Source organism: Paenibacillus sp. BIC5C1, from assembly GCF_032399705.1.
Classification (GTDB): domain Bacteria; phylum Bacillota; class Bacilli; order Paenibacillales; family Paenibacillaceae; genus Paenibacillus; species Paenibacillus taichungensis_A.
In genome coordinates this window covers 1,784,475-1,804,088 of record NZ_CP135922.1, presented here as the reverse complement: position 1 = coordinate 1,804,088, position 19,614 = coordinate 1,784,475, and the positions used below count along the sequence as shown (strand labels likewise).

General features: G+C 43.4%; 27 protein-coding genes. 2 read left to right on the top strand and 25 right to left on the bottom strand.

All coding sequences use genetic code 11. The annotated features are described in order from the left end of the window. The first annotated feature begins 262 nt into the window (after positions 1 to 262). Complete coding sequence (locus tag RS891_RS08300; RefSeq protein ID WP_315795045.1) at positions 263 to 1,036, top strand: sporulation protein; 774 nt, start codon at positions 263 to 265, stop codon at positions 1,034 to 1,036. A gap of 100 nt (positions 1,037 to 1,136) precedes the next feature. Here the strand turns inward: RS891_RS08300 and RS891_RS08295 are convergent, their stop codons facing one another. From RS891_RS08295 to RS891_RS08285, 3 genes are all read right to left on the bottom strand, one after another. Next, entirely contained in the window at positions 1,137 to 1,427 is a 291-nt protein-coding gene (locus tag RS891_RS08295; RefSeq protein WP_315795044.1) for a hypothetical protein, read from the bottom strand. Between the two features lie 160 nt (positions 1,428 to 1,587). Continuing rightward, positions 1,588 to 1,977, bottom strand: coding sequence for an AAA family ATPase (locus RS891_RS08290; protein ID WP_315795043.1), 390 nt, complete (start codon positions 1,975 to 1,977; stop codon positions 1,588 to 1,590). 25 nt (positions 1,978 to 2,002) lie between these two features. Beyond that, a complete protein-coding gene (locus RS891_RS08285; protein ID WP_315795042.1) occupies positions 2,003 to 2,572 on the bottom strand; it encodes a DMP19 family protein in 570 nt (189 codons plus the stop codon). Between the two features lie 279 nt (positions 2,573 to 2,851). Between RS891_RS08285 and RS891_RS08280 the strand changes: the two genes are divergently transcribed. After that, positions 2,852 to 4,012 carry a glycosyltransferase family 4 protein gene (locus RS891_RS08280; RefSeq protein WP_315795041.1) on the top strand — a complete coding sequence of 387 codons (1,161 nt, stop codon included), beginning with the start codon at positions 2,852 to 2,854 and terminating at the stop codon, positions 4,010 to 4,012. Positions 4,013 to 4,074: 62 nt separating this feature from the next. Here RS891_RS08280 and RS891_RS08275 read toward each other — a convergent pair whose 3' ends face one another. The 22 genes from RS891_RS08275 to RS891_RS08170 form a co-directional block, all read right to left on the bottom strand. Next, positions 4,075 to 4,656 carry a hypothetical protein gene (locus tag RS891_RS08275; protein ID WP_315795040.1) on the bottom strand — a complete coding sequence of 194 codons (582 nt, stop codon included), beginning with the start codon at positions 4,654 to 4,656 and terminating at the stop codon, positions 4,075 to 4,077. Between the two features lie 142 nt (positions 4,657 to 4,798). Next, the gene (locus tag RS891_RS08270; RefSeq protein ID WP_315795039.1) at positions 4,799 to 5,317 is read right to left on the bottom strand and encodes an NUDIX domain-containing protein; all 519 of its coding nucleotides are present in this window, start codon (positions 5,315 to 5,317) and stop codon (positions 4,799 to 4,801) included. Between the two features lie 66 nt (positions 5,318 to 5,383). Next, positions 5,384 to 6,046, bottom strand: coding sequence for an HAD family hydrolase (locus tag RS891_RS08265; protein ID WP_113051534.1), 663 nt, complete (start codon positions 6,044 to 6,046; stop codon positions 5,384 to 5,386). Positions 6,047 to 6,212: 166 nt separating this feature from the next. Next, on the bottom strand, positions 6,213 to 6,383 hold the full coding sequence (locus RS891_RS08260; protein ID WP_094030689.1) for a YHYH domain-containing protein: 171 nt from the start codon (positions 6,381 to 6,383) through the stop codon (positions 6,213 to 6,215). Positions 6,384 to 6,486: 103 nt separating this feature from the next. Next, positions 6,487 to 7,266, bottom strand: a complete 780-nt coding sequence (locus tag RS891_RS08255) for a Cof-type HAD-IIB family hydrolase (protein WP_113051533.1) — start codon at positions 7,264 to 7,266, stop codon at positions 6,487 to 6,489. An 11-nt stretch (positions 7,267 to 7,277) separates the two neighbouring features. Further along, positions 7,278 to 7,640: a DUF3139 domain-containing protein gene (locus RS891_RS08250; RefSeq protein ID WP_113051532.1), complete on the bottom strand. Its 363-nt coding sequence runs from the start codon at positions 7,638 to 7,640 to the stop codon at positions 7,278 to 7,280. Between the two features lie 89 nt (positions 7,641 to 7,729). Beyond that, positions 7,730 to 9,265 (bottom strand): PH domain-containing protein, encoded by a 1,536-nt coding sequence (locus RS891_RS08245; RefSeq protein WP_315795038.1) that lies wholly within the window; start codon positions 9,263 to 9,265, stop codon positions 7,730 to 7,732. Further along, positions 9,262 to 9,759, bottom strand: coding sequence for a PH domain-containing protein (locus RS891_RS08240; protein WP_113051530.1), 498 nt, complete (start codon positions 9,757 to 9,759; stop codon positions 9,262 to 9,264). Before RS891_RS08240 ends, RS891_RS08245 begins: the two co-directional genes overlap by 4 nt. A 108-nt stretch (positions 9,760 to 9,867) precedes the next feature. Next, complete coding sequence (locus tag RS891_RS08235; protein ID WP_315795037.1) at positions 9,868 to 10,434, bottom strand: GNAT family N-acetyltransferase; 567 nt, start codon at positions 10,432 to 10,434, stop codon at positions 9,868 to 9,870. A gap of 257 nt (positions 10,435 to 10,691) precedes the next feature. Continuing rightward, positions 10,692 to 11,114, bottom strand: a complete 423-nt coding sequence (locus tag RS891_RS08230; protein ID WP_315795036.1) for a hypothetical protein — start codon at positions 11,112 to 11,114, stop codon at positions 10,692 to 10,694. A 205-nt stretch (positions 11,115 to 11,319) separates the two neighbouring features. Next, positions 11,320 to 12,096, bottom strand: a complete 777-nt coding sequence (locus tag RS891_RS08225) for a hypothetical protein (RefSeq protein WP_315795035.1) — start codon at positions 12,094 to 12,096, stop codon at positions 11,320 to 11,322. A 489-nt stretch (positions 12,097 to 12,585) separates the two neighbouring features. After that, entirely contained in the window at positions 12,586 to 12,918 is a 333-nt protein-coding gene (locus RS891_RS08220; protein WP_315795034.1) for an HIT domain-containing protein, read from the bottom strand. 20 nt (positions 12,919 to 12,938) lie between these two features. Further along, entirely contained in the window at positions 12,939 to 13,388 is a 450-nt protein-coding gene (locus RS891_RS08215; protein WP_113051526.1) for an NUDIX hydrolase, read from the bottom strand. Between the two features lie 45 nt (positions 13,389 to 13,433). Then, the gene (locus tag RS891_RS08210) at positions 13,434 to 14,030 is read right to left on the bottom strand and encodes an HD domain-containing protein (RefSeq protein WP_083678959.1); all 597 of its coding nucleotides are present in this window, start codon (positions 14,028 to 14,030) and stop codon (positions 13,434 to 13,436) included. A gap of 35 nt (positions 14,031 to 14,065) precedes the next feature. Continuing rightward, on the bottom strand, positions 14,066 to 14,917 hold the full coding sequence (locus RS891_RS08205) for a GNAT family N-acetyltransferase (protein WP_315795033.1): 852 nt from the start codon (positions 14,915 to 14,917) through the stop codon (positions 14,066 to 14,068). Next, positions 14,917 to 15,714 (bottom strand): inositol monophosphatase family protein, encoded by a 798-nt coding sequence (locus tag RS891_RS08200; protein ID WP_397386940.1) that lies wholly within the window; start codon positions 15,712 to 15,714, stop codon positions 14,917 to 14,919. Before RS891_RS08200 ends, RS891_RS08205 begins: the two co-directional genes overlap by 1 nt. Positions 15,715 to 15,745: 31 nt before the next feature. Next, on the bottom strand, positions 15,746 to 16,204 hold the full coding sequence (locus RS891_RS08195; RefSeq protein WP_315795031.1) for a GNAT family N-acetyltransferase: 459 nt from the start codon (positions 16,202 to 16,204) through the stop codon (positions 15,746 to 15,748). Positions 16,205 to 16,222: 18 nt separating this feature from the next. Continuing rightward, complete coding sequence (locus RS891_RS08190; RefSeq protein WP_315795030.1) at positions 16,223 to 16,657, bottom strand: cytidine deaminase; 435 nt, start codon at positions 16,655 to 16,657, stop codon at positions 16,223 to 16,225. Beyond that, positions 16,620 to 17,414: an aminoglycoside adenylyltransferase domain-containing protein gene (locus RS891_RS08185; protein ID WP_315795029.1), complete on the bottom strand. Its 795-nt coding sequence runs from the start codon at positions 17,412 to 17,414 to the stop codon at positions 16,620 to 16,622. The genes RS891_RS08190 and RS891_RS08185 overlap by 38 nt, the downstream gene beginning before the upstream one ends. Before the next feature lie 26 nt (positions 17,415 to 17,440). Beyond that, positions 17,441 to 18,334, bottom strand: a complete 894-nt coding sequence (locus RS891_RS08180) for a PhzF family phenazine biosynthesis protein (RefSeq protein ID WP_315795028.1) — start codon at positions 18,332 to 18,334, stop codon at positions 17,441 to 17,443. Positions 18,335 to 18,352: 18 nt separating this feature from the next. After that, on the bottom strand, positions 18,353 to 18,991 hold the full coding sequence (locus RS891_RS08175) for a Type 1 glutamine amidotransferase-like domain-containing protein (protein ID WP_113051520.1): 639 nt from the start codon (positions 18,989 to 18,991) through the stop codon (positions 18,353 to 18,355). Continuing rightward, positions 18,966 to 19,547 carry a GNAT family N-acetyltransferase gene (locus RS891_RS08170; RefSeq protein ID WP_113051519.1) on the bottom strand — a complete coding sequence of 194 codons (582 nt, stop codon included), beginning with the start codon at positions 19,545 to 19,547 and terminating at the stop codon, positions 18,966 to 18,968. The genes RS891_RS08175 and RS891_RS08170 overlap by 26 nt, the downstream gene beginning before the upstream one ends. Between the last annotated feature and the right edge of the window lie 67 nt (positions 19,548 to 19,614).

Below are 19,614 nucleotides of genomic sequence, written 5' to 3'. Positions count from 1 at the left end.
CCTTACGGCCTTCCAGATATATTTGTGCTCTCGCACAGCAAGTCTCCCATCCCCCCAGAAGAAAATCCCATATTAAACAACATTCGACACAGACAAGTCGATTTTCCTGTCCATAGGTTAACTTTTTTCTCACTTAAAGAGCTTCATCTATCCTCATCTTGTGCTTGTTAAAATTTGAAACGCTTCTCTCGTAGGCACCGTATTAAGCTCGAAGTCGTATTTTTCCACTTGGATAAACCAATAGGATGTGGAGGTTGAGTAAATGTCTTTTTTCAAGAAAATGTTAGCCAGTGTAGGTGTTGGAGCAGCCAAAGTAAACACAGAATTACATACACCTCATGTTACGCCTGGAGGGGTCATCTCTGGGATCGTGTACATCGAGGGTGGAGACGTGGAACAGAATGTAGACCGAATCTACCTTACGATCAAAACCCATTACATACGGGAGCACAATGATCGAAAAGTAAATGAAACTGCCGTTGTAGCAAAATACTTGCTTACCGAAAATTTTATACTACAAACTGGAGCCAAACTGGAAAAATCCTTCTCATTTGATCTGCCAGAAAACCTTCCAATTACACTGCATCGTGCAGAGGTGTGGGTTGAAACTGGCCTCGATATCTCAAGCGCAATGGATCCCTCAGACCGGGACAGACTCCATGTAGTTCCTACAAAAGATATGAACACTGTGCTTGATGCGATTGATCTCCTTGGTTTCAAGCTGCGTGAAGTGACCAACGACTATGCTCCAAAGCTTGGTGGTAATCTTCCATTTGTGCAGGAATTTGAATTCGTGCCAACGAGTAAATTCCGCGGCTATTTGGATGAGCTGGAAGTACTGTTCTACCCGATGGGAGATTCTCTGGAACTGTTGCTTCAGATCGACCGCCGTGCACGTGGACTCGGTGGCATTTTCTCGGAGGCGATGGGTACAGATGAGAGCTTTGTCCGACTGCATCTCTACGAAAGACATCTTGTACGTGGTGCGCAGTCGGTTGCTCAAGGTCTGGAAGAAGTCATCTCCAAGCATCTATAATCTATTAAAAATAGACCCAAAAACAAAAAAACAGTTCTCCTACCAACTTCATTGGTATAGAACTGTTTTTTGGCTATGCTTTTCTTTTATTAATAAACAATCAGGAACGCTGTGTCCAGCGCTGTATCCCCGATCGAAGTCCATAGTATGCAGAAGCAAGCAAGAGAAATCCAACAGCAGCGATCAGAATCGAAGTAGTATCCCAACGGGCAATAGTGCCAAAAGCAACCTTCGACTGCAACAATGTGACGGATGAAGCGTTGTTCATCATTTCAGGTGTATGATTCAGCGTCATTAACATTCCTTGAACAACATTCCAAGCCATAAAACCCAGTATGAATAGCAAAGTTACCAACAGGGATTCCACACCTAATCGTTTGTTGATACGCATTATTTTGCCTCCTCATTTACGATTTGACAACACTTTGGAGAATATAACATTCACCACATCATCTCTTGTTTGGCCGTCCGTTTGAATGTACTCTTCAAAGCGCGCTCCATGGAATGCTTCAACACACTTAACCGCTTGTTGAAAAGTCCATCCATCAAGCTCATCTCCCGCGCTTCAACAATCTATCATGTAATGTTTCCATAGATGTCATCAGGGTAAAATGAAAAAGGTTGGGGTCGAGCTCCTTCAGACCTCGATGGATGTAACTGAACTGCTCTGACTTGTAGATGGTCATTGGAACAATCAGATGTTTATCATACTTCTGCCTGATTTCACGGGCGACTTTCACGGTAAGGACTTTCCACAGCTCCATATCCTGAAAATCGTCCGTTTTCTCCACTTCCATTCGGACGTCATCCGCGATCACGTTTCTTAACATGTATCCAATCTCTTCAGGATCGTAGATCATGCTGTTCGGAATTAACGGCTGCAGCTTGGTTGCAGCAGAGGTTTTACCCGAGCCAAATGCCCCATTAATCATCACAATCATAGTGACGTCCTCCTGCGTGTCAGATTCAATTAGATAAGAGGTGTTCCAACTCCTGTTTCAGTCGATCTTTGTTCGTATCCACATATTGATAAAGGAGTTCAAATACCTCTTCATTATCCGATTGCATGCTTAAATTACCCGCTTCCAGCTCCACCTGTTGCAAAACCTCATGGATCTCTTGTCCATGCGTATTCAGGGTCGTCGTTACATCCTGTTCGGAGAGGGCATTCACATTCTCTCTTAACTGCTCAGGCGTTACACCACTTTCGGATAACATTTGCTGGATATTCTTCAGAATTTCTGCATCTGCATCATTGCCTATTCGCTGCATTGCTTCCTTTGTTTCACCCAGAAACTGCCCAGTCGCATTTTCAAGAAAACCAGTAATGCCACTCATGGACAGCTCTGTATCAAGGTCTACGATCAGGATGGTATCTCGCAATACCTGCGGAAGTTCAGGTCCGCACTCCCGAATGGTCGCAAATTCCACACGATACAGATCCATGGCAACACTCCCCACCACTTCCTCACCCGACATGCTTTCAAGCTGATCCAAGGGTAATAATTGCTGCAATTCTTCCTGTAATTTGTTCATCTCTCTGCCTCCTGTATCTCTCTCTATATAAGTTCAACTAATGAAAATTTGCACTATGACTCCGATGACAGAACAACCTTCCGATCGCTGTTATCCCCAGATTTTTTTGACGCCTATACATCATAGCAGAATATGTTAGATAAGTTTATCCGATGTAAGTTTGCATCAATTCACTTCCCCGCACACTTTACACGGAATATGGATAAAGTTAACCTGCACTTGATCTTTGGAAAATGATCCGCTGTTATGATCTTGTCATCAAGAGTCTTGGGAGGGGTTATGATGCGCCTGGCCTTGTTCACCGACACCTATGTTCCGGAAACCAATGGTGTTGCCGGTACGCTGCACCGCTTGAGTAATCACTTGAACCGCAAAGGAATTGAGCATCTGCTATTCACACCGCAGTCTGTTATTGAAGGCAACGATGCCGCTCCAGTCCGTTCGGTTACCAACATCCCCTTTTTCCTCTACCCGGAATGTCGTATTGCCTTACCTAATCGAGCATCCATCCATCGGGAGCTAAAGACTTTTCAGCCAGATCTGCTGCATATCGTCACTCCGTTCAATATGGGTCTTTTCGGTCTCAGATATGCGCTCAAACATCAGCTTCCACATGTCATCTCCTACCACACTCACTTCGATCGGTACCTCGAATACTACAAGTTGAAAAGTGTCATTCCTCTTTACTGGAAGTATATCCAATGGTTCCACCGGGCATGTGATGCAACATTGACACCGTCTCAGGAAACCTTAAACGCATTGCAATCAAAAGGTATTCAACGTCTGAAGTTATGGTCCCGCGGAATCGATTGCAGCCTGTATTCTCCGAATAAACGAAGCTCCGATATCCGTACTCGCTACAATATAGCTGCTCCTCTTATTTTACTCTACGTTGGACGAATTTCCCCGGAAAAAGATATCGCTACCCTCACCCTTGCCATGCAGAAATTGCCAGAACATATGCAATCCCGTGTACACTGGATCATTGTAGGCGATGGGCCATTGCTCCCCAAAATGAGTATGCAATCCCCACCCAATGTCACCTTTACGGGGTATCTGCATGGTGAAGAGCTTGCTGCTATGTATGCTTCGGCAGATCTCTTTGTGTTTCCTTCCTCAACAGAAACATTTGGCAATGTAGTGCTGGAAGCAATGGCATCAGGATTGCCGGTGCTCGCTGCGAATGGTGGCGGTGTAAAAGATTTGGTCACACATCATCGAAGCGGTGTTCTGTTCGATCCGGGTAATGCGGGGGCATTGATTCGAGAGATATGCCTCTGGGGAGATCATATGGATCAACTAAGGAATATGGGCCTTGAAGGCCGAAAACTTGCTGAGCAGCGTTCGTGGGATCACATTTTTGATAGGTTAATTGGAGATTATGAGGAAGCGATTGAGAATCGGAGAAGACGCACGAAAGATCGAATCATCACAGCTTGAAGAGCCTTTGCGATCAGAATTAAGGGTTGTTGCCGAAAAATAAAGCGCCGTTCTAATACAGATCAATTTAGTCCCAAGACCCACCAGATCAGCTTGTGAAAACCCATCAATTTCTCAGGGATCTGTTCCACGTTGTTAATCACCGGATCGAAGGTCCGGTTTCCTGCTCGCTCGTAAATGTGGAATGAACCGTCCATCGGAATATCTTGTCGAAATTTATACAGCGCCACAACATATCGCTCGTTGGAGTCCCCAATAATTTTGCCACTTTGATCTTTATAAAGCTTGAGATCCTGTGTTGTGATGTCTTCATAATGCCTAACAGCATGAATTCCATCTTTGATTTGAACGACAATGTGTCGATCGGATGCCTGAGGGTAGAGTACGATGGTAACCAGCAGGGTTAGGACAATGATTAATGCATTTCGTGATGTCCCCTTTTGTGGGCTGGATACTTTCTTTTCTGTTTTTTGTGCTGCAAAGAAGATAATGCCTGCATTGATCGCCATAATCAGGGGAAACATGATTAATCTCATTAAACTTGTATAAGGAAATAACTGAACCAGCAAATATAACAATAGAACTGTTGGCACCAGCAGAAGACATCCTTTGAACCATCTGTTATGTTGCAAGTTGGATTTCATTATCTTTCTCCTTCCCATCATTACATCATGAAAAGAGCGGGGATGGCTAATATCCTCGCTCTTTATAACGCCGTCTACAGACGGTTAAACGTATGGCTTTTCCGATCAGAGATATGCCCAATCCCGGTCAAGACGTCCAACATTACACAACGGGTTCAAAAGATATCGTGTCTTGCATAATACTCCATTCTACCCTCGGTCTAGCCGCTGCCCCTTCCCCATTTAGGACATTACCAATCCATATCTCGTCGGTCTCCTGATTCTGCAAAAAGTGCCGCATTGCAGCTTCGATCAGAATGGATGTATGTAAATCCAGCAGCTCATCCTTGGGTATCCAGAACAACTCCCCTTCATCTGATGGAATAAAGGCTCGATGTGTCGTCTCACCAAAATATACAAACTGCTGCCGCACTTCACCACCATTAAGCTCTAGCAATATATATCGAAGCCGAAAATGATTCACGTCTTCTGGCTTGAACCCCGTCTCTTCTTCAATCTCCCGATAGCTGGCAGTCATTGGTGAGTTAAGTTCGCCATGCTCCAGATGCCCGCCAATACCACCCCAGAACTCAAAATCAAACATCCTGCTGCCTGCCTTCTTCATCATCAACATGTCGTTTCCATTACTCAAAAATGCCGTAGCCATTTGTCTGATCTCCATGTGCACCTACCTCACTGTTCTGTTATGTAATATTGTGTTGTTTTAATCTAATCTGACGATATTTATCTAGAATAGGCCTTTTAATTCACCAAGATGCTCAATAGCATGCAATGGTTTGGTTGTAATGCTGTCCTGCCAAGGCTGATTGACCTTCATCCAGATCGTGCTCATGCCTACTTTTGCCGCTCCTTCAACATCATTGACGGGATGATCTCCAATGTAGATACACTGCTCGGGAGAGAGGTTGAAATGCTCCAATGCCAATTGAAAAATACGAGGATCGGGCTTTTTGACCCCAGCCTCTTCCGAAACGATAATATGGTCAAAATCATCCCGAATGCCAAGTTGATCGATTTTGCCGTACTGAATCTCGGTTTTACCATTGGTGATTAAACCTGTTTTATATTTTCCCCTTAGATGCTGAACCACTTCTCTCGCCTGCTCCATCAGAACAGCGCTTTTCACATACTCTCTGCCATAGAACTCCATAAGCTCGGCGTGAGGCGGATTCTCAGCCCAAGGTAATTCATGGAGCAGCTCATTGAATAACACGCCTTTGTCCTTGTAACCGTCCTCATCCAGCTCAATAATTCGTTTAAGAATATCATCCGTAGTCTGAAGATGGGCAAAATAAGTGTTGATCAAGCTCTGGCTGAAGCTTTCAAAGGTACTTGTTCTGTTGAGAATCGTATTGTCCAGATCAAAAATAATCGCTTTAATATGATCCATTGTCATGCTCCTCCCATCTGTCTGTATAACGTTATTTCCTCAATAGTTACTCCAGCTTCCGATTGGTTTCGGCCTGCTCTTGTTAGCTGCGACTACCATGAATTATAAACATGCAAACCCAACCATAGATTAGACCAGGGCTGGGTTTACCTTGTAAAACTCATTTTCATTTCTTCTTTTTGTGATAATGGTAGCCTGTGCATAGGCCCTTTTGTTTGGATTTCGCGGAACAATTATGTCCGCCATTTTTGTCCAGTCTGCCTGGATGGGCATAAGCTGAAGAAGATACTCCAATAAGTACGACAAGAGACAAGATTACAATGACAACCTTTTTCATAAGTCACCCTTCGATCACACCCTATGCTTTAGGGCTTAATTCATCCTCCATCATTCTACATGAAAACCCATAATTAGGATATCCTTATTACTCCAAAATTCGCTTATTCTATGATTTTAAACTTCCTCAACGCATGTGTAATGCCATCCTCACTTGCTCGCAGCGTGACATAGTCGGCACTTTGTTTGACGCGCGCTCCTCCGTTTCCCATCGCTATGCCAAGACCCACGTACTCTAGCAAATCAATATCATTTTCACCATCGCCAAAAGCCATTGCTTCCTCTTTCGATATATTCAGGTGGGCGAGCACTTTTCCTGCCGCTATCGATTTGGATACTTCGCTCTCTTCCAGTACGTTAGACACGTAAGGATGAAACCTGACGAATTTTAATGCAGGGAATCTGGATTGGAATTTCTCCGCTTCGGCTTGATCGGCATATAAACAAATGCAATACACTTCCTGTTCCAAAGAACTGATTCTCAGGGGGTACTCCATCAGACCGAGCGTATCTCTCAATGCATCGGTGACACGCACATCCGTTGTACATAACCCATTCATCTCGAATGACTCTGTAAAATAAGAAATACTGCTGCCGTTCATCTCGGCATATTCACTGAATTCTCTAACCATTCGTGCTGAAAGCACCGATTTATGTATCACTTCTTCACCGCTCTTGATCAATGCCCCGTTAGCCGAAATCAGGGTATCAATCCCGAGTTTCCTGAAATCTCCGCATAAATTGTACGGTCTGCCAGTGACCAGGACGACCTGTATGCCCCTACGAACCAATTTTCGAATGGAATCCTCTGTACTTGGGGAGAGACTTCGATCCTTCTCACTGAGTAACGTACCGTCCACGTCCATAAATACGATTTTAATCAATGGAACACCTCCTACTCACGGTCATTCGTTGGTTCAACATGTTTCAGATCCGATTTGGTTTTGCCTCTCCTTTGTGCTTCTTCGGATATACGATGAGCAAATTGAAGAACTTCGTTATGTGCAAAATATATATATTCTACATCTGGTTCATCTTTAAATGTAACCTCAGCAGAGAAAGGCGGGAGCTTAACATTCCATATGCCTTCCACTGATTCAATTTCCTCTTGAGTATATTTCTTTTCCTCTATTAAGTACTCGGTAACTCTATGTGCATAGATCAGCTTATTTACTTGCACATATATTATTGGGGTCAATACTAACATAACCGTAATGATCAGAACCGCTGGCAGCACGTATTTTTTCTTCTTTTTCATCAGATACCTCCAAGCTATTAGAAATCCACCTTCAATATTAAAGGCAAGTGCACAGTAAACTTAGTAGTCTTCCTGCACTTGCCTTTACATTATCGGGTCTGGACGTTCTGGCTCCGCTCCATATACCACAACTGAAATGCCTCCACGGCTTCAAGCGGAATATCATTTAGCGTATGATGCAGAACAGGTTTGGCACGATTCACGGTTTGAATTGAAGCAATTCCAAACCAGCGTTGCAGCAGATTCCGGGTGATCTGTACCTCAATGACTTTCTCCCGCTTGGAGATGTATAGTGTTGAGGTTAATGCACCCGTTCGCAATTGGATAAAGTTCTGATTCAGGACGTATCGTGTATGGAAAAAATCAGTTATTCTGCATATGCCAATCCACAGTAACAGAATAGCGGAAATCATCCACCATGCCTGACTCTGTCCCAGAATCACTGGTTTGAAATAAATCAGTAACCCTGTTGCAATGATCCACACCCAGCTTGGTGTCAGCATGCGCAGCCATAATGATTTGCGTGGAAGCTTCTGCATCTCCTGCGTAACCTGATAGGATGGCAAAATCTCCGAGATCATATCGTAAGCTTGCTTCACAGGCAGAAAAGGATAGAGCGAGTTAACTTCCTGTTCGGATTCTCCCACACCACCCGCTGTCGTCAGTTCCACTTCTGCCAATCCTAGCAGTCTTTTCATTGGAGACTGTGTGATTTTCACCGCCTGTACTCGTTCTTTCAGGATTGAAAATGCGGTCTGTTCCAACATGCCCTTCGTAATGTAGATCCGTTTGCGATCAGAAGAGATTTGGAAATCGCCATACTTCACAAAGGTTCTGACAATACCTAGCATAATGGAAACAGCAATAAGTCCTGTGATGATCAATGCGGTAATCCACCAGGTATCCAGCCATGTTAAAAGGATGCTTTCCGTCACTTTTTCATCGGGAAAGAAATCCTTCACCGACGAATAGAGCGATCCCAGAATCGGAATAAGTACCAGAAAGCTGAGCGAGGTAAATGAAGCTTTGAATATATCTTTTCGGGTGGACCTATAATGGACATTCCGTTCAAGCTCTTCTTTTACAGTCGAAGGGATATCTTCTTCCAGTGTTACGTGTTCAGGTCGCGTCACTGGTTCTTCATTTGGTTCTACAGCTTCACTGGCGACATTCGTTTCAGACATATACCCTGCTACAACCTTTTCAAGCCGATCCGATTCCGAAAGTGAAACGACTTGCAGCTGAAAAGTAGCATCGTCTCCCTTGATGCCCGTCTCAAAACGAATGGATGTGACTCGGAACAAACGATGAAACAGCGACGTATGCCGGTTTACGTTCTGAATTTTGGTATAGGGTATTGTTCTTCTTGTCCGATTGAACACCCCACTGTAGATCTGAAAAGCCTTATCATCTGCGGTATAACGTAGTGTAAACCAACTCCAGATAATGCTTATCACACTAAGCGCGATAGCTACATAAAAGACGATTCTGCCATACATAATCCATGTGGACACCGAGCCATGACGGAGAATAAATAAAAAAACGATAAATGCAAAAGAATTTTTCACCAGTTTCCACAAACTCCAGAGCATGGCTAACGGGTGTTGTCTTTTCATCTCGCTCATTCATCCACCTCGTTAATCCTTGCATAGGATGCAATCTGATTACGCAGTTCAAGCGCCACTTCCTCTGGCAACGCCGGAATCGTATGAGATGAACCCATCGTGCCAACCGATACAGAAAATAGGGCATATTTTCTCAAAAGGGGACCTTGATTCGTCGTAACGGATTGTACTTTGGCCATGGGAATGATCTGATGTACCTTTTTCAAAGCCCCGTGCTTCAATTGCAAGAACTCTTCATTCGCATCGTAATACCAATGCTTGTATAACAATGAAGGCCGGATAAAAATCTCCCACACCGCATACAGCACTGAGATGGCAAACACTCCCCACAGCAACCAACCAATCCACGCCTTCCATCCATAGATGGAATCCAGAACCAGCAGTGCTGCAAGCACAATCAATACTATTCCGTTCGATATAACCGCACTGATTCTCCATATGGTTATGGCATCCGGCGATAAACGTTGCTCGGGTGTACTCTGTATGTACTGCATATCTTCACTCCTTTTTCTTACTGTACGAAGAATAGTCCTCTATCGATGCAGAAAGATTGACTTAGTAAAAGAGATGACCCCTGTTCAATACAGGTCGTCATCTCTTAGTCATTTTATATTTTCAGCAAAATCCCTCACATCACATAACCACACCATATGGTCCGTGCCTTCACCCCAATAATTCTTTGCCACGGCATAGGGTTCTCCAAACTTCCGCTGCCATTTCTTCTGCGCTGTCCGGTATCCACTATCCAGGCAAAATTGCGTAATCTCACGCCTCTGAAGTTCAGTAGCCAAAGCCTGAATGAGAGCAGAGCCAATTCCCTGACCCTGAACCTCTGGCAAAACGTAGAGACTACCCAGTTCCCCTACGTGGTTCAGTTGGTGGTCCGTGCATTCTTGAATTTCCTCGCCGCAAGGTCCATACGAAATGGTGCCCACGATAGTATCTTCCCTTTTGGCCAGCAGAAAGAAAACACTCGATTTCTTGTTGTTGTAAGGATTTAAAGCTAAGTGAAGCATCGCTTTTTTGTGTTCAATTTCATCGCGTATGTCTTCGTGCAGGGAACCCAGCCCTTCCTGTGTAAATGCATTCGCAATGGATGTCTCGAATACCCGGTAGGCACCCTCCATATCCGAAGATGTTAAAGGTTGAATGGTAATCAGGTGACTCATATGACCGTCTCTCCGTTTCAATAGATATATAAATTAAACCAAAGAATATTTACACTTGCCACTCCGATGACAGAACAACCTTCCGATCGCTGTTATCCCCAGATTTTTTTGATTCCTATTTTCAAAGGGGAAAATCCGGGGATAAAGGCGAACGCTTCGCTTCTTTAGGTTTTTTCTGTCCTCTCCGTTATCGTGTAATTTTTTGTTGAACCTATATAGTAAACTGACTTACCGATGGTAATCTGTAATCTTCTGTGTCAGTCCGTATAACTTTGAATCAGTTTCCTCACTCGGTTTGCATCCTCTATGGGTATGCTGTATCCCACGTGGGTATCCTTATGGTTGACCAGAAGGGCTGACTGCTTGGGATCTTTGCCTATGGAAAAATCATACTTGGTTAAGGCGCCATCCGCATCTGTTAAGTTCATTTTATACTCCACGCTATAATCAAGACTTCCTGATATACGCTCCGCTTTGTTTATAGCCTCGATTACGATTCCGATCTCAACAGGATTCCCGATTTTCACATCCTCACACGCTTCAATCGTGAAGTTGGGGTTGCAGGTTAATGTAATGAGCGAAGGCAGAGCTTCTTTCGGAATAGAATTAGTTCCATTTGGAGGATTGCAGCCTGCAAGGAGCACCATGAAGAGACCTAAGAGAATCCCTGCTTTTTTCATTAGCATATGAACCTCCCGATTCTTACTTAGAATATGAGCGCGTAACTCTCTACGTAATCGCTCTGTATTTAGCTCTAGATGCTTATGCTCGCATGCTGCAGCTCAGTGTCCCATCCTTGGAGCAACACTTTTAAACCCTGGGCGGTATCAGCCACAAAGGGACTTATCTTTACGTCCGTAATGATTTGGGAACTATACCCGGTGTTCAAGCCTGCACTCGCTCTGTTTGTACCCTCACAAATAACTGCTCCAAATCTGCATGAAGATCCGGCTGTTCGTTAACGAGCAGGCTTATGTATTCCGACCCGCATTCATAGAAAACAAGACGATTAAACGGAGCTGAATCCCCCATATGATTGATTTCCAGTCCCAATTTCTCCCGTATTCGATTCTCCAGATAGCGCGCGTAACCTTCGTTCCATTCCAGCCAGTTGAAGTACTCTCCTTGTTCTTCACTCAAAGAGCTAAATAGGGCAACTCTCGCCTCTTTCACTTGCAAGAGATCCTTACTCTTCAAGGCTGACAGCAACGAAGTGATCCGCTGGACAACCATCTCATTGTCATAAGGAAACTCATAATCCAGTTCCCATGTTACACGTTTGATTTGTTCCATCTTACGTTTGATTTCAAGACGGTCACCCATGTCGGTGTAATGCTCATTTACGTAACAATGAACAAATTCATGAAAGAGATAGACTTTCTGCTCAAAATTTTGGAACGCCGCATCCGTCACCACTGCGCACATCCGCCCACCCATGTGATGCACCGGAAATGCTGCAAGGCATCCTTCGGGAATATTCAGGTCATCCGGAACGGTTTTCACCCATTCATATTGCTGTGTCTTGGACGAATAATCATAGATATATAATAAAGTTTCAAATGCCACAACCACGGGATAATAGTCTGCGAATAAAGGATGTATACTGACCAAATCTTTTTGAAGCTCCTGCAATTCGTTGATTTGCTCTAAAAAAGTATCCATGTCATTTACCCTCTCTTTAGTTGAATGATGAGTTAATCATATCAATAGAGCAACAATAAAACACTGAGAGAAAAATGATAATTCTATTGATGGGTGATATTCTACAGCTTAGAACCGTTCTCCTCGTTTCTCATTTATATAGATGTCCAACGCCTCAATCCCGCGTTTTGCGAGCTTGATAAATAAAATAAGGATATACACTCCCAATCCCAGTAAAACCAAATTAAATAAAACTGCAAATGTTGAAAAGAATGAGAAACTCATCACACTTCCTCCTTTTTTATCACCGTACTGAATTCATAATTCATATGATCATCATGATTTATAAATAGTTCAATTTATTAATTCACCAACCTATTTTAGCATATTTTACCTCTATTTACTTTCTCCAATCAAATCCCTCATTCTTGATTAGGCCGAAATCTAATCATTAAGATCAAAAAATCTTCCCCCGGACATCCGGCAGGAAGATTTTACGTAAGACTTATTTTATTGGATGCGTTCACCACTTACCACATGCCAGTGTTGATGCTTCGAATCCTGGTAAGTACCCAGGTTAGTTACGATTTTGGAAGAACCCGTCTGGACTACCATATCCGCAGCAACCTTTTTGATAACGCGCATGATCTCCAGTAATAGTTCATCATTATTAGCTTCTTCCTGTGAAATGAATGATTGGATATGGATCTTTGGAATAACAACAATATGATGTTTGTAGTATGGGCGGGTATGATGATAACCCAGCACCTTGTCTGTTTCCATGACGATATTTACTTTGTTATTACCACTAAGCACTTCATCACAATAAAAATCCTGTGTCATGTACGATCCCCTTTCATTACTTAGTTAATATATCCCGCTTTTTTCAGCACATATTCCGTGAACGGATTAATCTCTGGGATGGGCATACTCAGATCAAAATAGCGCAGTTCCAGTCCTTCATCATCCATGACGGTTGGCTTGCCCTGAATATCAGTAGCTTCATAGACAGCCATGACATTATACACTTCATCTCCATGAGGATACTTGTAATACATGTCCTGACCTGAGAAAACGGTAATGAGTTTATATGCACCCGCTCTCAGTCCAGCTTCCTCATACAATTCACGGGCAGCAGCTTCCTCCAAAGATTCTCCCGGTTCCAATGATCCGCCAAGGGTTCCCCAATCCAGACTATCTGTACGTCTTTGCAACAGCAGATGGCCCTGCTCATTAAAGACCAACACACATGAACCAGCCATGATTAGAGGACGCGAACCCACCAGCTTTCTCAACTCCATGATATATCCCATAAAGATTTTCCCCCGTCTGTAATCAGATAAGTTCAGCAATGTGCTCTACGACTTGGATTTAGTCAAGATTCCCTTGTCTACGGAATTTTGGATAATCTGCTGTGCGTACGTCCACAGTGTTTCGGAACCGTTCTCAATCTCACGATTTCTGTTTAACACCTGTTCACTCGTAATATTGTATTTCTGCCACGTATCTCCCTCATTCTGATGATTGTGGATTAACGGCTGCAACCGATCCATGGACGAGGCAAACTGCGCTTCATGAGTCTCCTTTGCCTCAAACTCCAGCCACAGGTTCAACAGTTCTTGGGCTTGTTCCTCAGGTAAAATCCCAAATAGTCGGTGCGCAGCCTTGATCTCTCGGTCATATTTATCCGCATGCCCTACCGTATCGTAGGCAAATGTATCTCCGGCATCAATCTCAACGAGGTCATGAACGAGAAGCATCTTAATGACTTTGAGAATATCCACCTCTTTGTTGGAATGGCTCTGCAAAATCAAGGCCATCATCGCCAGATGCCAGGAATGCTCCGCATCATTTTCGAGTCTGTCACCATGGATGATTCTCGTTTTTCGTTCAATCGTTTTCAGTTTATCAATCTCAATTAGAAATTGAATCTGACTCTGTAATGATTCGTTCATTTAAGTCTCCTTTCAGCATTTTTTTCCAAACCCTATCAAGAGAGATTGTACCAGTAAACTCTGTAATCAAAGTTCAGAGACATACCCACGCCCTCTGCCAAACAGATTGAACCTGCATTATCTGGGGAACAGTCCCAATACGGATGAATACCTTTAATCCTGCATTCTTCTAAAAATGCTCGCGCTACTCGTGCACCGTAATTCCTTCTCTTGTATGCTTCGATAGTTTCAATATCAATTGCATGCCACTGATCTGATATAAACGCCGAAAAGCAAACACTCATGATATCCTCGCCTTGTACTGCAATGTATCCAAAGCCATGTTCCAAGAACTCATCTATGTTATCCCAAAAGCGTGAGACTTTGTCCTTCAGAAAAGATAGATTGTTGAACTTCCCAGCTTTCAGTAATGCCTCGTCTAATTTGAGAAGCCTGACAACCTCATTCTGAGAAGAATACCCTTCATGAATACACGGATGACTTAGATGTTCAGTCATACCTTGGTCTGAGTCCAATGTGAATACATGCTGAATATCGCTATGGAGCTCTTTATTCGCGGCCATATGATGAAGCACATCTTCCCAGCTTTCATCCGCCACACCTACCTCAACTGTGTGGATATTTAATCTTAATAACTCAGGTTCTATATGTTCTTTCATGAACTCTTCCAATTCGTTCAGGAAGGGTTCACTTCGAGCGTCTCCGATCAACTGAAAACCGTTTTGTCCCGTCACCCAAATTAACGCTGCTGTTATATTCGCTGCATCATCAACGTAGATTCGGCCAGGATTCAACCCAGATACCACGGCCTTCACCTCAATATTTCTGTATAAGTCCGTGAAGTGCCTCAACTTATAGAATTCATGCTTATTAAGCTCGCTAATCATCAGTTAATCCCCTCCCGAACAACACTCAGGAAATACTCACGATGATCCGGATGACAGGCAATCAGATATGGCTCTGAATTCATACCATCAAAGGGAGTACCTTCAAAATCCATAACAATGGCACCTGCTTCTTTCGCCATTAATATGCCTGAATACAAATCGTCTCCTTCCGAATTGTAGAGCACAATACCGTCAATATCCCCCTTAGCTAACATGCACCACTGTATGGTTGGAGCCCATAATCGCATCATTCGTTTGAAACGAACATCCAGATGTTGACGTAGCCGTACAGCCTTCTCCTCATTTTGCACCTGATGCCCCTGGATCCATCCAATGGTCCCTTTATGAATATGCTCTTTCTTTTGGACTTTCATGGGGTTCAGATTACAACTTGCTCCATTCCCACGTGATGCCACAAACAAACGATCCACCAGAGGTTCGTAAATAACCCCGAGAACGGGTGTTGAACGATACATTAATGTAATCGAGACGGAAAATATCGGTAGACCAATGGCAAAGTTATTTGTTCCGTCTAACGGATCAATCATCCACAGCCAATCACTCTTCTGTTCGTTATGCCCCCGCTCCTCACTATGGATTTCATGATCGGGAAACCGAATGCTAATTTCATCACATATTATCCGCTCCGCTTCATGATCTACTTCAGTAACGACGTCCCCAAAGATGCCCTTCTCCTCTGCACAGATGATCTGATCAAAATGCTCTTTGGCAACTTTTCCGGCTCTTCGAATGACTCTCTCCGCAGTCTCTTGGGCTAAACGAATGGTTTGTTCGATGACCATCACTCCGCTCGTGTTATTAAAGGGCTCATTTTATACAAATTTCATAGATCCGAGTCTCTTCATCATCGAGCAAATATCCTTTACCGATATACGCCCAGTTATTTTTTTCATAATAGTCCGTCAAATCCGTACATAAATAAAGCTTGTCGTAGCCCTTCGTCTTCACCTCATTAATCGCATGATTCTGTAGTTGCCCACCCAGGTTCTGGCCTCGATATTCTGGATCAACATGAAGGCACGCAAACCAAGGGAACAAATCCTGCCGGCTATTCAAATCACTTCGTAACAGAGCATATCCTCCAACAATCCTGTCTCCATCCAACAGTACATAAAATCGGGGTACATCACTCTCGGTTTCCACGGAACGCTCAATGCAATCCCGGTAAAAATGATAACTTGATTCCGAGCCCCACTGCTTCCAAAAATATTGCACAATTGCCTGCAGCATGTCCGGTTTTTGCCGAATATCAACAATTTCAAACATCACACTCTACCTTCCTTATTATCTTCTTGTATACTTTTGTGGCAGTAGCTTCCCAATCGTTGTTTTAGAATAACCCTCTTCTCCCTGCAAAATGACCTGTGTGTCCTTCCCATAATCACTAATCAGCTCTCTGCAAATACCACAAGGAGATACCACATCTAACTGGATTTCCGCTCCGTTCGTTGCATCATTGGGATCAACTTCTGGATGTCTTACGGCTACAATCGTTTCAAATTCAAGTTCCCCTTCCGAAATGGCTTTACCTATGGCAATCGCTTCCGCGCATACCGAGACACGACCGATATAAGCTTCCAGATGTACCGCCGTAAACACTTTTCCAGAGCGAGTTCGTACTGCTGCCCCAACGTGATGCTTGCCCTCCTGATACAAACGCGAAATTACTTTCTTTGCTGCTTCAATCAGTTCCAAATCCTCTGTCGTTATGGTCATCATGATGTCTCCTTTTTATTTCATCCAACATGTACTTTGCATAATCCAGAAGTAAATCATCACTTAGATTAACGCTTTTCAGCTCTCCGTTATATTTTGCGAGACATTGTGAGATGACTGCTTTGTACTTCGGTAAAATATGAATGAGTGCCCACTCGCCTGCTTCTCGCTTGGAGTATATGACCGACTCTTTCGCATACAATAGAACCCGTGATAGGTTCAAAACATAGTAGACAGGATTCTCCGTTATTTCTTCCAGAGCTGAACCAATGTCAGATGTAATAGAGGCCAACATATATTCACGTTTTACGGGCTGGAATAACTCCTTAATCGGTTTGCCAACAAGCACAATTCCACGGTCAACAATAACGGCCAGGTGTGCTACCAGATCAGGATCTTCGTATCCACCACAAAGATATTGATCATCAGTTCTATACTTTTCCCGGTGATACGCGGAATAATGAAATTCAAATGGAGTTGGAAACGTCAGTTTAGCAACCGTAGACTCCAAAACAATACTTAGTTCAAATCCTGTGATAATGTGCATTTCATCTTCAATGAGCATCAATCTGTTCGCAATCCTTCGATAGGTATCAGCAGACAGCTGCTCCCGGCATACCACCAGAATATCGATATCGCTTTGATTAGGTAGGAAGCACCCCATAGCCATGGACCCGTGCAAATAAATTCCTACCAAGGAATCCGAGCATTCTTCTTCAAGCAAATGAGTAACTCTATGTAATACCGCCTGTTCATCCATCTAACTCCACTCCTTCATTTACGTTGTTACGTATCCAACTCCACTTTCATTTCTTCCACAAAAATAGCCGTTCCTCGTATCCTCACATCCATGTCCTTTCCATCCCTCACCACGCTAACATAAACTTTCCCATCTCTTCCAACCTCGTGTCCTTGCTCCACAACAAAATGAGTCTGATCCATCCCAGAATTCATATACTCCAAATAATAGGCACCCATCACACCGGATGCTGTTCCCGTAACCGGATCCTCCGTAGTTCCCGAAAAGGGCGAGGAAAAATGTCTGGCATGCATTAGCGCATCTGAATCGCGGGTTTCCTGAGTAAAGGGATGCAAAGAAGCTTTCGGATTTTCAACTAATATCTCAGGGAATAGAGAAGAATCCGGTTTCATTTGTTGGAAAGAAGTCAGTTTACGAATCGGTATCAACAAAGTCCAGGCGCCTGTACTTCCATAGACGATGGGTGTGGATAGATCAATATCATTCATGGTTAGATTTATGGAATTTGCCAGCTTCTCTATGTCACCTTGGAATGGCATGAAACGGGGTTGATCCTGCTTCATCTCAATGTTGATCGTATCGCCATCCTGCTGGAACTGAATCGGCAATATGCCTACATTAGTTTCAATAGTGATCGACTGTTTATCCTCCAGTAGCCCTCTAGTCTTTAACCCATACATGGATGCCATCGTGGCATGCCCACATAGATTAATCTCATGACCTGGTGTGAAATATCGTAATCTAACATCTGCTACCTCGGAACTCATCACGAAGACCGTTTCATTAAAGCCAACTTTATGCGCAATCTGCTGCATCGCTTCCTCACTAAGCGAATCGGCATGAAAGACGACCCCGGCCGGATTTCCTTTACCAGGAACTGTCGAAAAAGCATCATAATGATATACAGTGATTACACTCATTAGAGCCCCACCTTTTTTTCAATTTATACGCCGTGCATCGCCATATGACTCTACCACTTCACCATCAATAACAATCCCGCTACCATCTTTGCAAGCATAGATTGTTGTAGAGTTGGCACGCGCGTAATCTCTTAATGATTCCAGAGCTTCTTCCGATCCATCCCAATGTGGTGAAAATTCAAAATCAACGAGTGCCAGAGCCTGCTTGTCCAATAATCCAACATTATTCTCGTCTGCATCTTTACCATATCCGGCCACTTCAATCGTTGGTGTAGTTAGAATACTGCCTGCGCTAACCCCAATCAGAATGCCACCTTTAAGCACATAGGAACGCAACAATCCCATTGTATTTCTCTTCTGCAATAAACTTAGAAAATAAAATGTATTACCTCCAGATAAATGAATCGCTTCAGTTTCAAATATGGTATTAAATCTGTTTTCCTCGTATTCTAGATCGAGATCATAATAATCGATTGTTTGGATTCCCAGTTGATTATAGTAACGTCTTGTATGCTCGAAATATTTCCGTCCCGGGTCGGAACACGAAGGCACATAACCGATGGAAGGCTGGTCAGAGTTGAACAAGCTCAAAATTTTCTGATTTAGTTCGTGGTTAGATTCGAAATATAAATCACTTAACAAGACCAACTTGGTCATCTGAATTTCTCCCTCTTTGTTCACTAAATTCTTTTTCTAAAATGGAGAAGAAATATTGATCCGTCCATTGATTGTTCCACCAAAGTTCTTCCTTGAACACAGCTTCCCTTGTCATACCTACATTCTGCATCAGCGCAGCCGATCGGACATTCTGAGCATTGCACATTCCTATCACTTTATGGGCGTGTAACCCGTTGAATGCAAATTCTAATAAAAGATTCGTAGCCTCACTTCCGTAGCCCTCCCCTACATAATTCGGAAGCAGCGCGAATCCGAGTTCCCAGCTTTTTCTATGATCCACATAGCTCCACATTTGGATAAGACCAATTGGTTCACCTTCTAGATCTTCCAAACGACGAATAATGAAATCATAGGCATACGGCTTTTCCTCCACAGTGAAAAAATGACTACGATATTTATCGCGAACTGTCTTAGTATCCATTTCAACAGTTTCCTCAAAACTCCATATACTCGCATCACACTCAAGTTTGCTTATAAAGTCGAGGTCCTGTTCTGTGACAGGTGTTATTCTGATCTTCTGTCCCGCGAACTCCATTTCAAATTCTCTCCTTTGTTTGTCTAAGCCCTCGTTCCCATAGGACTATTGCATCTGCCCATTCATA